The organism is Nonomuraea sp. NPDC049480, assembly GCF_044465905.1.
Lineage (GTDB): Bacteria > Actinomycetota > Actinomycetes > Streptosporangiales > Streptosporangiaceae > Nonomuraea.
The window spans coordinates 542,408-556,535 of sequence record NZ_JBITMD010000004.1 but is presented as its reverse complement, the minus strand read 5'-3'; the positions used below and the strand labels follow the sequence as shown (position 1 = coordinate 556,535).

Sequence of the window (14,128 nt, the reverse complement as noted above, 5' to 3'; positions counted from 1 at the left end):
AAACTTCTCCGTAACCTCCCGAAAGAAGGGCCGCCCGGATGATCGCGCTCCTTGGCTTCCTCACCATCGGCCTGTTCCTGGTGCTCACCATGACCAGGCGCGTCTCGGTCCTCACCGCACTGGTGCTGGTCCCCGTGCTCGCGGCGGTCGCCGGCGGCTTCGCCGCCGAGATGGGTCCCATGATCCTCAACGGGCTGACCAAGGTGGCGCCCACCGGCATCATGATCGCTTTCGCTGTCCTGTACTTCAGCCTGATGATCGACACAGGGCTGTTCGATCCGCTGATCCGCGGCATCCTGCGCGTGGCCCGGGACGATCCGATGCGGATCGCCGTGGGCACGGCCGTCATCACGATGTGCGTGGCCCTGGACGGCGACGGCGCCTCGACGTTCCTCATCACCGTCTCGGCCCTGCTGCCCGTCTACAAGCGGCTCGGCATGAGCCCGCTGGTGCTCAGCGGCGTCGTCTGCCTGGGCGCGGGCGTGATGAACATGATCCCGTGGGGCGGTCCCACGGCGCGGGCGATGGCGGTGCTGAAGCTGGACAGCTCGCAGGTGTTCACGCCGGTGCTGCCCGCGATGGTCGCGGGCATCGTCTGGGTGCTGGTGGCGTCGTACCTGATCGGGCTGCGGGAACGCCGCCGCCTCGGCACGGTGACCCTGCCGCCGCAGCCGCAGGTCGTCGGGGACGGCCCGGGGACGCCCCTGGCGCCGGAGCGCACACGCGCGCATCCGGCCCTGGCCGTCTTCAACCTCATGCTGACCGTCGCGTTGCTGGCCGGGCTGGTGCTCGAGGTCATGCCGCTGCCGGTGCTGTTCGTGGTCGGCTTCGCGATCGCGCTGCTGGTCAACCGCCCCACCTGGGAGAAGCAGCAGGAGCTGCTCGAAAGGCACGGCAAGAGCGTGGTCCTGGTCACCACGATGATCTTCGCGGCGGGCGTCTTCACCGGGATCCTCACCGGCACCAAGATGATCAACCAGATGGCCACGGCGTTCGTGAACATCATCCCCGACTCCTTCGGCGGGCACCTGCCGGTGCTGGTGGCGCTCACGGGCATGCCGCTCAGCCTGGTCTTCACCCCCGACGCCTACTACTTCGGCGTGCTGCCCGTGCTGGCGCAGACCGCCGGCGGCTTCGGCGTGGAGTCCGCCGAGATCGCCAGGGCCGCCATCCTCGGCCAGATGACCACGGGCTTCCCGCTCAGCCCGCTCACCGCCGCGACGTTCATCCTCGTCGGGATGAGCGGCGTCGATCTCGGACGGCACCAGCGCTTCATCTTCGCCTGGGCGTTCGGCACCACGGCGGTCATGACCGTGGCCGCGCTCCTGACCGGCGCCATCTCGCTCTGAGGAGTCCGCTCATGAGGAACGGCTGGATCGCCGCCCTGCTCACGCTTCCGCTCATCGTGCCCACCCCCGCCCACGCCGGCACCGACCCCTTCTTCTCCTACGACCGGCCCGCCGCGTACGAGGTGCGCACCGAGCGTGTCTCGGTGCCGCTGCGCGATGGCGGCCACCTGGCCTGCGACCTGCACCGCCCGGCCGCCGACGGCCGGTTCCCCGTGATCGTCTACGACTACACCGCCTACGACCAGCTCGAAACCCTGGGCCGGGCGGCCGCGTACTTCGTCACGCGCGGCTACAACGCCGCCGTCTGCAACGCCCGCGGCTCGGGCGACTCCCCCGGCCGGCTCGACCCGTTCGGCCCACAGGAGCAGCGCGACAACTACGACCTCATCGAGTGGCTGGGCGTCCAGCCCTGGTCCACCGGCAAGGTCGGGCAGATGGGGGTCAGCTACGGCGGCCACTCCTCCCTCCTCGTCGCGGTGAACAAGCCGCCGCATCTGGCGGCGATCATCCCCGTCGACGGGATCAGCGACTGGTACGAGAACACGATCTACCGCGGCGGCATCTACTCGGCCAGGATTCGCGACTGGCAGCGCGCCGTCGCTCCCGACACCCTGGTGACCTACGCGCAGCACCCGCTGTACGACGACTTCTGGCGCGAGCGCAGTGTCAAGGCGCGCTGGGCGGACCTCGACATCCCCGTCCTGGAGATCGCCGGCTGGTACGACAGGTACCGGGCTCCCATGGTGGAGAACTTCCAGGCCCGCCCCAGGAACGTCTGGCTGGTGGCCGGCCCCTGGCAGCACGGCTGGCCGGCCAGCCAGCACGCCGACATCGGCAACGGCCCCTACCTCGCCTGGTGGGACCGCTGGCTCGCGGGACGCCGGGACGCGCCCCTGCCCGCCGCCAGGGTCACCTCGTACGAGATCCCCGGCCCCGGCGCGGGCGCCGGCTGGCAGCGGTTCGCCACCTGGCCCCCTCCCGGCGCCCGGCAGACGCGGCTCGGCCTGAGCGCCGAGGGCACGCTGACGACCGGCGCCGGCGCGCCCGCCACCCGCCGCTTCACCGTCAACACCGACCCCGCCCCCTCCACCCCGGACGAGCGGCTGACCTTCCAGACGCACCCCTACCCGCGCGACGTCGTCCTGGCCGGCGACATCACGGCGAAGGTCCGCGCCGCCTTCACCGCCGCCGACGGCAACATCGCGGTCGTGGCCGAGGACGTCGCCCCCGACGGCACGGCGACCCGCATCACCCAGGGCTGGCTGAAGGCGAGCCACCGCTTCGGCCACGAGCGCGCCGTCCCCGTCCGGCCCGGCAGGACGTACGACCTGGAGATCCGCGCCTGGCCGACCCACTACCGGCTGAGCGCCGGACACAGCCTCCGCATCATCGTGTCCGGCGACGATCACCCGGAGATCGACTCCGACGCCCCCGGAGGGCAGGTCGCCCTGCGCCTGGGCCGCGGCGGCACCGAGATCCACCTCACGACCTGGAAGGACGTACGGTGAGCCGCCTCCTGGCCCTGATCGCCGTACTGCTGCTGGCGCTCCCCGCGGTCCCCGCAGCGGCCGCCGGCACCGGCTGCGAGAGCCTGACCGGCACGGCGCTGCCGCACACGACGATCACCGCGGCTGAGCCGGTGCCGGCCGGGCGCCACACCGCTCCCGACGGCCGCGTGCTGCCGTCCGTGCCCGCGTTCTGCCGCGTTCACGGCGTCGCCGAACCGGTGCCGGGCTCCGCCATCGGTTTCGAGGTGTGGATCCCCGGACAGTGGAACCGGCGGCTGCTGATGTTCGGCAACGGCGGCTACAGCTCGGCCATCGACTTCGCCTCCATGGGCGGGCCCGCGCTGGCGGCCGGGTACGCGACCGTCGGCACCGACACCGGGCACACCGGGGACGACCCCGACGTGTTCGTGCAGGGCGCCGCCAATCCCGAGATCATCGTGGACTGGGGCCACCGCGCCGTCCACGAGACGATCGTCAACGCCAAACTGATCGCCGAGGCGTACACCGGCGCCGAGCCGCGCTACTCCTACTTCATCGGCTGCAGCACCGGCGGCCACCAGGCGCTGATGGAGGCCCAGCGTTATCCGGACGACTTCGACGGCATCGTGGCCGGGGCGCCGGGCAACAACCGCGTCGCGCTCAACGCCGGCTTCCTCTGGCAGTTCCTCCGCAACCACGCCCCCGGCGACGACTCCACGCCGATCGTGCCCGCGGCCAAACTGCCGCTGCTGACGGACGCCGCCGTCAAGCAGTGCCGGGGCAGGGACGGCGGCCTGGCCACCGACGTCTTCCTCACCGACCCGCGGCGTTGCTCCTTCGACCCCGCCTCGCTCCGCTGCCCCGCCGGTGACGCCCCCACGTGCCTGACCGAGCGCCAGGTCCAGGCCTTGCGGGAGATGTACGCCGGCGCCCGCGACCCGCGTACCGGCCGGCGGATCTACCCCGGCTGGCCGGTCGGCAGCGAGGCGCCGGTGGTGGACGCGGCGGGGCGGGTGCTGATCGGGTGGAGCGGCTACTGGGGCACCACCCAGCCGGCCCGCGTCAACTTCTGGCGGCACTGGGTGTTCGACGACCCGGACTGGAACTGGCGGTCCTTCGACTTCCGCCGCGACCTGCGCTTCGCCGAACGGAAGCTCGGGCCGGTCATCAACGCCACCGACCCCGACCTGAGGCCGTTCCGGCGCAGCGGCGGCAAGCTCATCATGTACACCGGCTGGGCCGACCCGGTCGTCTCCGCGTACGACACCATCGACTACTACCGCCAGGTGGTGCGCGCCACCTCCGGCGGGCGCGAGCGGGAGACCCGGGAGTTCGCGCGGCTGTTCCTGATGCCCGGCATGGCACACTGCGGCCGAGGGCCCGGCCCCAACGTCTTCGACACGCTGACCCCCATCGTGCGCTGGGTCGAGCAGGGGGCGGCGCCGGCCGAGATCGTCGCGACGAAGTACGTCGACGACAACCCGGCGGACGGCGTCGCGACGACCCGCTCCATCAGGCCGTTCACGTGCTGACCACCTCGGCCGCCCCGCCGGGCGAGTGGAGATGTGCTCGTCCGGGCGAAAGCAGGTGGGCGGGCCAGGTCCTAGCCCGGATGGCCGGGGTGGCCGGATGCGGCGGCCTCCAGGAGGCGGACGATCTCGGCGTGGCCGGTGCCGAGCCGCCGTTCCGAGCGGAGCTCGCCCTCGCCGTCGCGCACCTCGGCCACCATCCGCACGTCGCCCCCCTCGGACTCCTCCCGGCGGACGGTGATCCGCGCCCCGGGCGGGGCGTGTTCGGCGGCCTGGGCGCGTAGCTCCGACTCGATGTCGCGGCCGGCGTGGCGCCGGGCGAGATCGACGGGCAACCGGCCCTCGCGGTCGGCGTGAGCGGGGCTCGCCCCATGGTCGAGCAGGGTCCGGACCACGGCCGTGGCGCCGCGCTCGGCGGCGTGCGACAGCGGGGTGCGTCCGGCGACGTCGCTCACGTCGGGCGCGGCGCCCCGGTCGAGCAGGGCGTTCACGACCGTCAGGTGCTCGTTCGACGCCGCCCAGTGCAGGGCGGTCATGGCGGACCTCTCGGCGTCCTCGATCCGATCGGGATCGGCGCCGGCGTCGAGCAACGCGGTCACCACCTCGGCGTGCCCCCAGACCGCGGCGCCGCACAGCGGCAGCCCGTCGGTATCGCCGCCGCTCTCCACGTCGGGATCGGCCCCGGCCCCCAGCAGAATCCGCACGACGCCCGCGTCCCCATGGACGGCGGCCCGGTAGAGGGCCGTGCTGCCGTCCTCGTCCGGCGCGTCCGGGGCCACGCCGCCGCCCAGCAGCCGCCTGACCTCCCCGGCGTCCCCGATCGCCGCCGCCGTCACGAGCTCGTCCCCCATCACGTGGCCCATTCTGTACGGCGCCGCCGTCATGATCCACCGGTTTTCGCCCCTGGGTCTCCGCCGCCGGTGAGCGGCTGACGCGCGACGTCGGCGACGCCCTGGCCGGGCGGCCGCCCGCCGCCACACTCCAGGAGATCCGCCGGCTGGTGACGTGGAACGAACGCATCCACCAGGCCGAGACGGTCAATCTCAACCCGGCGCCGAACGTCATGAATCCCCAGGCCAAGGCCCTTTTGTCGGCCGGGCTCGGCCCGCGCGCCTCGCTCGGCCATCCGGGTGAGAAGTACGAGACGGGGCTGGAGGCCATCGAACGGATCGAGATCATCGCCCCGCCGCGCCGGCCGTCACGATGCTCGGCTGGAAGGCCGAGGGAGCCGCGTACGGGCGGGCGATGGCGGCGAACGCGGCCAGGCTCGCGGCCGAGGTCACGGCCTGGCGCGCACCGTTCACCGGCGTGCGCTTCACCGCAGGCGCCGGCCACCATCGGCGTCCCGGGATCCCCCGGCCGTGACCGTGGACGGGCGCGGCGGGGGTCACCGGGGCGCGATGATCCTTAGAATCGCACCTTCCGCAGGTAGCGGTATCCCACCTCCGCCGTCTGCCGGGGAGTCACGTCAGGCGTGTCGTTCTCCACGATGTACTCCTTGACCCGGTGCCGGTCGAAGATCCGCCGGAAGTCGATCGTCCCGGTGCCGAGGTCGGCCATGTCGCCGTCCAGGTGCCGGTCCTTGACGTGGAACTGCAGCACGCGCTGCGGCGCCTTGCGGATGACGTCGAGCGTGAAGCGCACCGGGTCCGCGACGCCGCGCCCGACGCCGCCGGTGACCGCCCAGTAGATGTCGATCTCCAGGTGGACCAGGCGCGGGTCGAGTTCGGAGGTGAGCACGTCCCAGGGCGTCTTCCCGCCGCCGAGGTCGATGGTGAACTCGTGGGCGTGGTTGTGGTAGCCGTACCGCAGGCCGGCCTTGCGGGCGGCCGCCGCCTCGACGTTCATGCGCTCGGCCCACGCCTTCCACTCGTCCTCGCTGGTGGAGTTCAGGTAGGGCACGACGATGTAGGACTGGCCGAGCGTGAGCGCGTTGGCGATCTTCGTTTCCAGCGCGGCGTCGTCGGGGCTGATGCCGTCGTGGCTGGAGGTGGAGCGGATGCCAAGCCCGTCGAGGAACGCGCGGAGTTGCGCCGCCGTACGGCCGAAGTAGCCGAGCGCGAGCTCGACCTTCGGGTAGCCGATCTCGGCCAGGTAGGCGAGGGTGGCGTCGTAGTTCTGGGCGAGGTCGTCCCGTACCGTCCAGAGCTGGATGCTGATCTGGTTCGAGGGGATGCGCTCCCCCCAGTGGGCGGGGTGCGGGGTCGCCGCGGCGGCGGGGGAAGCGGTGGCGAGGGCGGCCGCCCCGAGCCCGAGGCCCCCTGCGAGCAGGGACCGTCTGCTGGGGCCGTAGCCGTAGCACATGGGTGGATCTCCTAACGTGTGGGCTGGAGTACGACCTCGTCGGTGCCGGTCAGCGGGGGCAGGTCGCCACCTCCGGGGTCGGTGTAACCGGCGACGAAGACGCCGGTGAGCTCGTCGGTCTCCGGGTCGTGGCCGCTGGGCACGGTGGTCTGGATGGAGCCCGAGCAGCCGCGGGCCGTGGTCTGGGGATGGCCGTGATCGTCATGGCCGAGGATGTAGTCCACGGTCACGTTGGCGCAGTTCACCGGCTGGTCGTCGGTGACCCGTACCTCGAACTCGACGACGTCGCCGAAGGAGAACGCCTGCCCTTCGACGGGCCGGACCAGCTCCACGACCGGCGCGGCGTTGCCGACCACGATCCGCACCGACGTGGCCGCCGACATGCCGCTGTCGTCGGTGACGCGCAGGGTGGCGTTGTAGAGGCCGTTCTGCCGGTAGGTGTACGACGCCTCGGGGCTGCGGGAGTCGACCCTGCCGTCGGCGTTGAAGTCCCACGCGTAGCGGAGCCTGTCACCGTCGGGGTCGGTCGTGCCGGCGCTGGTGAACTGGATGGTGAGCGGCGCGTGCCCGGCGGTCACCGACGCCGCGGCGACCGGGATGGGCGTGTGGTTTCCGGTGTGGCCGATGTAGTCGATGCGCGCGAGCTGGGCGTCGGGGTTCTCCTGGAAGAAGCCGTCGCCGTACTCCAGCACGTAGAGCGCTCCCTCGGGTCCGAACTCGACGTCCATCGGGTTGTCGAAGACGAACGAGGGCAGCACGTCCTCGATCCGCTGCCCGTCCCGGTGGAACGCCTTGACGTAGTCGCGGGTCCACTCGTAGAAGAGCGGGACGCCGTCGTAGTACTTCGGCCAGGCCACGGGAGCGCGGCCGCGCGTGTCGCTCGGGTCGAAGTCGTACGCGGGCCCGCCCATCGGGCCGATGCCGCCGGTGCCCAGCTGCGGGAACTCCTGCGACGCGCCGTACGAGTACCACACCTGCGGCTGGACCACCGGCGGCAGCCTGCGCAGGCCGGTGTTCCGCGGCGACTCGTTGACGGGCGCGGCACAGTTGAACGGAGTGCCCGACGCACCGGTCGCGAAGTCGTAGTCGACGTACGGCAGCCGCGCCGTCGCGCAATAGGGCCAGCCGTAGTTGCCCGGCTTGCGCACCACCGCCCACTTGCCGATCCCGGCCGGGCCGCGCTGCGGGTCGGCCTCCTGCGCGTCCGGCGAGTAGTCGCCGACGTAGAGATCGCCGTTGGACCGGTTGATCTCGATCCGGAACGGATTGCGCAGGCCCATCGCGTAGATCTCCGGCCGGGCGCGCGGCGTGCCGGGCGGGAAGAGGTTGCCGCGCGGGATCGTGTAGGACCCGTCGTCGCGTATCTTGATCCGCAGGATCTTGCCGCGCAGGTCGTTGGTGTTGCCGGCGCTGCGCTGGGCGTCGAACGCCGGGTTCCGGTCCGCCCGCTCGTCGATCGGGGTGTAGCCGCCGGACTGGAACGGGTTGGTGTCGTCGCCGGTCGACAGGTAGAGGTTGCCTGCGGCGTCGAAGACGATGTCCCCGCCGACATGGCAGCAGATGCCGCGGTCCACAGGCACGTCCAGGATGCGCTGCTCGGTACGCAGGTCGATGGTGGCGCCGGCGAAGCGGAACCGGGACAGCCGGATCAGCCCCTTGAAGGGCGCGAAGTCCGCCGGCGTGCCGGTGAACGGGGCGTCGCCCTCATTGACGTCGGGGGTGGCCGGGTCGTCGATCGGGGTGTCGAGCGGCGGGGAGTAGTAGAGGTAGACCCAATCGTCCTTCTTGGAGCCCTTGCCGAAGCCGGGGCTGAGGGCGATGCTCTGCAGTCCCTCCTCGTCGTGCTGGTAGACGTCGAGCCTCGCGGCCAGCGTGTTGAGGCCGGTCTTCGGGTCGTGTAACCAGACCTCGCCGGGCCGGGTGGTGTGCAGGACCCTCGAATCCGGTAACACCGCCAGGTCCATCGGCTCGCCAGGGTTGTCGTTGAGCGTCACCTTCTGGAAGTCCTTGTCGGGCGGCGGGGCCGCGGCGCCGGAGATCCCGGCGGCCTGCGCGGCGGCGCCCGGCATGAGGATCGCCGCGGCGCTCATGGCCGCGATCATGGTTCTTGCTCTCATGCCTCTCCCTTCGGTCTACTCGGGGGGATAAGAGAGGGCAAAGTAACGTGAATGTAACCCGAGTTACGCCGATCGAGGAGGGGCTAATCACGAGAAATCGAGCATCTTTCGCGTCTGCTCGGACTAAGTGGGCAGATGCGGCGGCCACGTCCGGTACGCCGAATGCCGGGACCGGCCGCTAGGGTCACGCCCGTACCTTGATCATCCCCGGGAGGCGTCGATGGCGGACTTGCCGCGGGCGATCGACGACGAGGCGGCCATCACGTACGGCGCCGCGTACGCGGACGTGCGCCTGGAGGCGTGGGACGGGGGGCCTCCTCCGTCCGGCAGGCTCGGGCGGACCGTGGCTGAGAACCGCGTTCGTCGCAACCCGTTGAGCGGGAGATCGATCAGCGGTTCTCCCGGTGATCACCGGCTCGCACAGCGAGTGCCGGCAACTGTTCAGACCCTCCCGGCCGGCGGCCCGCAGCCTGGACACGGCGAGGCGCGCCTGGGTGTGGGGCCGTGACGACTCCGCCCACCCCGACGTGCCGGCCACGGATCGTCAGCTGATCATCTGGGATCGCGTTCGCGGCCGGACCCTCGTCACGGGCATCATGACCATCCTGTGTGAGGAGTCTGGCCGCACTGCCTCAGGACTGACCTCCGCGGACCTCAGAACTCATCGCGGGGCGGTGACGACGATCCGGTAGTCCCCGCCCGGACGGGCCCGGAACGTCACGATGTCTCCCTCCATGGTGTGCGCCACCGGCCGGCCGTGGCCGGTCGTGATCCGGATCCCGCCGCGGAACGCGTCGTTGCGCAGCTTCACCGCGCCGCCGCGTTCGGACGTCACCCGTACCTCGGACAGCCGCCCCGCCGCCCAGGTCAGGCCGATCGTGTGGGCGCCGCGGGCGCGCAGGCCGTCGACCCGGCCGGCCGGCCAGGCGGCGGGCAGCGCCGGGAGCAGGTCGATCGCGCCGAGGTGGCTCTGCAGCAGCATCTCGGTCATGCCGGAGGTCGCGCCGAAGTTGCCGTCGATCTGGAACGGCGGGTGGGTGTCCCACAGGTTGGCCAGCGTGCTGGTCTGGAGCTGGTCGCGCAGCAACTTGTGCGCGCGGTCGCCGTCGAGCAGCCGCGCCCAGAAGTTGATCTTCCAGGCCTTGCTCCAGCCGGTGCCCGCGTCGGTGCGGGCGTTGAGCGAAACCTTGGCCGCGTCCGCGAGCTCCGGCGTCGTGCGCGGCGAGACCTGCCGCCCCGGGTGGACCGAGAACAGGTGGGAGACGTGCCGGTGGGTCTCCGCCGGGTCGTCGATGTCCTCCTTCCACTCCTGGAGCTGCCCCCACTTGCCGATCCGCAGGCCCGGGTCGAGCTTGGCCAGCACGTCGGCGGCCGCGGCCGCCTGCCGCCCGTCGTCCATCTGCTGCGCGGCCTCGCGCAGGTCGGTGAACAGGTGCCAGAGGATCTGCTGCGACATCGCCGCCCCCGCCGTGGACGGGCCGATCTCAGGGGAGCGGCTGGGGATGGAGACGAGCTTGCCGTCCCTGGGGTCGGTCTGCAGGAAGTCGAGCCAGAACCGCGCGGTCTCCTTCATGATCGGGTACGCGGTCCGCTTCAGGAAGCGTTCGTCCAGCGTGAAGCGGTAGTGGTCGTAGAGCTGCAGGGACAGCCACGCCCCTGACTCGGGGAAGAAGTAGGCCGGGTGGTCCCAGGCGCCGGTGTGGCCGAAGATGTTCGAGGCGTGGTGGGCGACCCAGCCGTCGGCTCCGTACATCTGCTTGGCGGTCACCCTGCCCGGCTCGCGCAGCCCGTCCACGTAGTCGTGCAGGGGGCGGGCCAGCTCGGCCAGGTTCGTCATCTCGGCGGGCCAGTAGTTCATCTGCAGGTTGATGTTGAGGTGGTAGTCCGACTGCCACGGCGGGGCCTCGTGGAGGTTCCACACGCCCTGGAGGTTGGCGGGCAGCGAGCCGGGGCGGGAGGAGGCGATGAGGAGGTAGCGGCCGTACTGGTAGAACAGCCGCTCCAGGGCCCGGTCGGCGGCCGGGTCGGTGCCGTACCCGGCCAGCAGGTCGTCGGTGGGGATCTCGGGCAGGCTCCCGCCCAGGTCCAGGCGTACCCGGTCGAACAGGGCGGCGTGGTCGGCGCGGTGGGCGGCCAGCAGCCTGGCGTACCCCTTGCGCGCGGCGGCGTCGACCCGTGCCGTGAGCTTGGCGTGCGGGTCCTCGCCCTTGTACGTGGGGTAGTCGGCGGCGTAGTCGGTGCCGGTGCCGAGGATGAGGACCGCCGAGTCGGCGCCGATCACGGTGACGGTGCCGTCCGGGTTGTCGGTCCTGGTCCCGCCCTGGGTGAGCACCTGGAGCTGGGCCTCGTACGCCATCTGATTGCTGGTCAGCGCCCCCTTGACGGTGATCCGTCCGTTGCCGGCGGTCGCCGTCGCCGAGCGGTTGGCCGGGACCGCGATCTTCGCGGTGAACGCCACCCCGCCGGGCCGGTCGGCGGCGAGCCTGGCCACGACCACGCCGGCGGGCGCCGAGGCGAAGTACTCGCGGGTGTGGCGCACGCCGCCGGCCGTGAACGACACGCCCGCCACGCCGCGGGCGAGGTCGAGCCGCCTGCGGTAGTCCCCTGCCTGCTCCGGCAGGTCGGGGAAGGCCAGGCGCACGTCGCCGAAGCTCTGGTACGCGCCGAACCTGCGGTGGCGCGGCGTGTCCGACTTCAGCCCGAGCGCGGCCAGGACGTCGTTCGGCGAGATGCCGCCTTCCTTCCAGATCCGCTCCCTGATCGCCTCCAGCGCGCCGGGCCGCGGGGTGTCCCAGTTGCCGTAGGTGTAGTCGGGGACGCCGGGGCCGCCGGTCCACAGGGTCTTGTCGTTGAACTGCAGCCGCTCGGCCCGCACGCCGCCGAACACGGCGGCGCCCATCGCGCCGTTGCCGATCGGCAGTGACCGCGTCTCCCAGCCTTCGTTCGTGTCGGGGGCCGGCTCGTCGTACCACAACGTGTACGGCTCCGCCGCCCGCCCTGCCTGCGCCTGTACGGCCGGGACCACGGCCAGCGCCGAACCGATCAGGAGCGCGATCGGCCCTGCCAGCAACCGTCTTTTCATAAGGTGCACCTATACATCGGAGGTGTGAAGGAACTGGAGGTCGGAGGTCTATCGGTCACATGTCGTGATCCCAGGGCGCCATCGGCAGGCGATCGCCGCGTACCCGCCCTCGGCGGGAACCGCCACCGCCAGCCGGCCGCGGGGCCCGTCGATGACGTGGCTCTCCCGCACCAGGCCGGTCTCGCCGTCGCGCACGACCTCGGCCAGCCAGCGGCCGTGCGGCAGATTCAGCGGGACGTCCAGCGTGCGCGCCGCGCCCGAGACGCCGGCGCCCACGAACCAGCGGTCGCCGCTCCGCCTGGCCAGCACCACGTGGTCGGCCGGACGGCCGGACAGCAGCCGCGTCTCGTCCCAGGCGGTGGGGACCTGCTCGAGGAAGCGTTCGGCCTCCGGCCTGGCCCGGTAGGACTCGACGGTGCCCGCGAGGTTCTGCAGTCCCGACTCGTACGTCACCGCCAGGCCCAGCTCGTGCGCGTCGGACGTGGGCCGGGAGGGGCGGTGGAAGGCCATCGGCGTGTAGTCCATGGAGCCGATGACGTTCCTGGTGAAGGGCAGGGTGGTCAGGTGGGCGGTGGTGAGCGTGCGCTTCTCTCCGCCGTGCACGCCCTCCATGGTCATGACGTGCGGCCAGGTGCGGTGGACGCCCTTGGGGACGGTCGAGCCGTGGAAGTTGACCATGAGCCGGTTCGCGGCCGTGGCGGGGAGTATCTCGTCGTACCAGCGCAGGCGCTCCTGTGACTCCGCGTCCATGAAGTCGATCTTGACGCCGCGCACGCCCCAGCGGTTCAGGGTCGGCAGCCACAGGGCGCGTTCCTCGGGCGTGTCGAGGTCGCGGAAGTGGATCCAGACGTGGATGCCCACGCCCTTGGCCCGCCCGTACTCGACGAGTTGCGGGATCCAGCTCGTGGCCGGCCAGTCGGGGTCGGTGACGTCCCACTGGTCGCGCAGGAAGTACCAGCCGGCGTCAACCGCCACGTATGGCCAGGCGCGCTCCGCGGCGTAGTCGACGTAGCCCTTCTGGATCTCCAGACTCTGCCCGGCCTCCCTGCCGCCCGCGAGCCAGGTCCACAACACCTGGTCCGGCTCGATCCAGGAGGTGTCGCGGACTCTGGAGGCGGGGGCGAGGTCGTCTGCCAGCGTGGACTCGGTGACGGCGGCCAGGTCCCCGGCGATCATCACCCGCCACGGCGTCTCCAGCGGGCCGGCGACCTGGACCCGCTCGTCCCACAGCTGCAGGCGGTACGTGCCGGTGCCCTCCTCGTGCGTCAGCCGCGGTCCGGAGTAGCGGCCGTCCAGGGCGGACTCGGTGATCAGGAGGTGGCCGCCGGCGGTCTCGAACAGGGCGGGCACCATGTAGTCGGCCGCGGGCGCGGCCGGGGCGGGGTACTGGGCGAACGGGTTCTCGTAGTCGCGGCGGTGCCGGGCCAGCCAGGCGGTGGCGTCCTGGGCGAGCGTGAACGCGGACGCCTCGCGCAGCACGGCGCCGTGGTCGTCCGGCAGCCGATAGCGGTAGGCGACGCCGTCGCCCGCGACCCTGACGACCAGGTCGAGGCGGGCGCCGGCGGCGTTCTCGAAGGCGAGCACGGCCTCGCGCATGAGCGCGAGCCGCTTGCGCCGCTTGCCGACCGCGGTGGTGTAGTGCTCGGCCACGAGGCGGTCGCGGCGGTGCAGGAACCGCAGTCCTTGGGACAGGTCCGCCCGTTCGGTGACGATGCCGACGGGGCTGGGCTCGAGGACGCGGGCGCCGCGGCGGGTCACGGCGACGGTGAGGGCGCCCGTCTGGTGATCGAGCGCGAGCTCGGCCGCGGGGCCGCCGGGGAAGCCGGAGATCTTCCAGCTTCCCCCGGCGGCGGCCCGGGCGGGGAGAGCGGGCAGAAGACAGAGAGCCAGGAGGAGGGCGGCGAACAGGCGCATCGGTGTGGCGGTCAGCATGGGGGCTCCTGCGGGCCACATACATCGGATGTGTTTCAGGATCGTAACTCGTGGATTTACGCGTGGCCAGCTTTCAGGTCGGGTCTCTTCCTTCAATTCGGCGTTCCGTCGGCGCGGAGCCGGCCGAATCATGACGCGCCTGATCGCACCCTTGTGCTCAGCGCGTGGAGATTTGGGTGCCAGGCCCCGGAGGAGGTCGCCGAGACAGCGACGGACGGCCCGTTTGTGGTGTTGATTATCACAATCGTGCGCTGACAATCACCTTAAGTGACAAATCCACGGCTACGGTTACGAACCGTATGTTGACAGGGAGTCAACCCGCCATTCG

General features: G+C 71.6%; 10 protein-coding genes. 4 read left to right on the top strand and 6 right to left on the bottom strand.

Going from position 1 to position 14,128, the window contains the following annotated elements:
* Positions 1 to 38 precede the first annotated feature (38 nt).
* Genes ACIBX3_RS15710 through ACIBX3_RS15700 form a run of 3 tightly spaced genes read left to right on the top strand, consistent with a single transcriptional unit; the run spans position 39 to position 4,368 of the window.
* Positions 39 to 1,349: a CitMHS family transporter gene (locus ACIBX3_RS15710; RefSeq protein WP_397117286.1), complete on the top strand. Its 1,311-nt coding sequence runs from the start codon at positions 39 to 41 to the stop codon at positions 1,347 to 1,349.
* 11 nt (positions 1,350 to 1,360) lie between these two features.
* Positions 1,361 to 2,857, top strand: a complete 1,497-nt coding sequence (locus ACIBX3_RS15705) for a CocE/NonD family hydrolase (RefSeq protein ID WP_397117284.1) — start codon at positions 1,361 to 1,363, stop codon at positions 2,855 to 2,857.
* A complete protein-coding gene (locus ACIBX3_RS15700) occupies positions 2,854 to 4,368 on the top strand; it encodes a tannase/feruloyl esterase family alpha/beta hydrolase (RefSeq protein ID WP_397117282.1) in 1,515 nt (504 codons plus the stop codon). Before ACIBX3_RS15705 ends, ACIBX3_RS15700 begins: the two co-directional genes overlap by 4 nt.
* A gap of 71 nt (positions 4,369 to 4,439) precedes the next feature.
* On the opposite strand, the gene ACIBX3_RS15695 is transcribed toward ACIBX3_RS15700, so the two are convergent.
* From ACIBX3_RS15695 to ACIBX3_RS15680, 4 genes are all read right to left on the bottom strand, one after another.
* Positions 4,440 to 5,216: an ankyrin repeat domain-containing protein gene (locus ACIBX3_RS15695; RefSeq protein WP_397117412.1), complete on the bottom strand. Its 777-nt coding sequence runs from the start codon at positions 5,214 to 5,216 to the stop codon at positions 4,440 to 4,442.
* 324 nt (positions 5,217 to 5,540) lie between these two features.
* Positions 5,541 to 5,684, bottom strand: a complete 144-nt coding sequence (locus ACIBX3_RS15690) for a hypothetical protein (protein WP_397117280.1) — start codon at positions 5,682 to 5,684, stop codon at positions 5,541 to 5,543.
* A gap of 88 nt (positions 5,685 to 5,772) precedes the next feature.
* Positions 5,773 to 6,669: a sugar phosphate isomerase/epimerase family protein gene (locus tag ACIBX3_RS15685; protein ID WP_397117278.1), complete on the bottom strand. Its 897-nt coding sequence runs from the start codon at positions 6,667 to 6,669 to the stop codon at positions 5,773 to 5,775.
* Positions 6,670 to 6,680: 11 nt separating this feature from the next.
* Positions 6,681 to 8,786: a PQQ-dependent sugar dehydrogenase gene (locus tag ACIBX3_RS15680; RefSeq protein WP_397117276.1), complete on the bottom strand. Its 2,106-nt coding sequence runs from the start codon at positions 8,784 to 8,786 to the stop codon at positions 6,681 to 6,683.
* A gap of 220 nt (positions 8,787 to 9,006) precedes the next feature.
* On the opposite strand from ACIBX3_RS15680, the gene ACIBX3_RS15675 reads away from it, so the two are divergent.
* On the top strand, positions 9,007 to 9,294 hold the full coding sequence (locus ACIBX3_RS15675; RefSeq protein ID WP_397117274.1) for a hypothetical protein: 288 nt from the start codon (positions 9,007 to 9,009) through the stop codon (positions 9,292 to 9,294).
* Between the two features lie 153 nt (positions 9,295 to 9,447).
* On the opposite strand, the gene ACIBX3_RS15670 is transcribed toward ACIBX3_RS15675, so the two are convergent.
* Together ACIBX3_RS15670 and ACIBX3_RS15665 are read right to left on the bottom strand one after the other, a co-directional pair.
* Positions 9,448 to 11,868 (bottom strand): glycosyl hydrolase family 95 catalytic domain-containing protein, encoded by a 2,421-nt coding sequence (locus ACIBX3_RS15670; RefSeq protein ID WP_397117272.1) that lies wholly within the window; start codon positions 11,866 to 11,868, stop codon positions 9,448 to 9,450.
* Positions 11,869 to 11,916: 48 nt separating this feature from the next.
* On the bottom strand, positions 11,917 to 13,800 hold the full coding sequence (locus ACIBX3_RS15665) for a glycoside hydrolase family 97 catalytic domain-containing protein (RefSeq protein ID WP_397117270.1): 1,884 nt from the start codon (positions 13,798 to 13,800) through the stop codon (positions 11,917 to 11,919).
* Positions 13,801 to 14,128 lie beyond the last annotated feature (328 nt).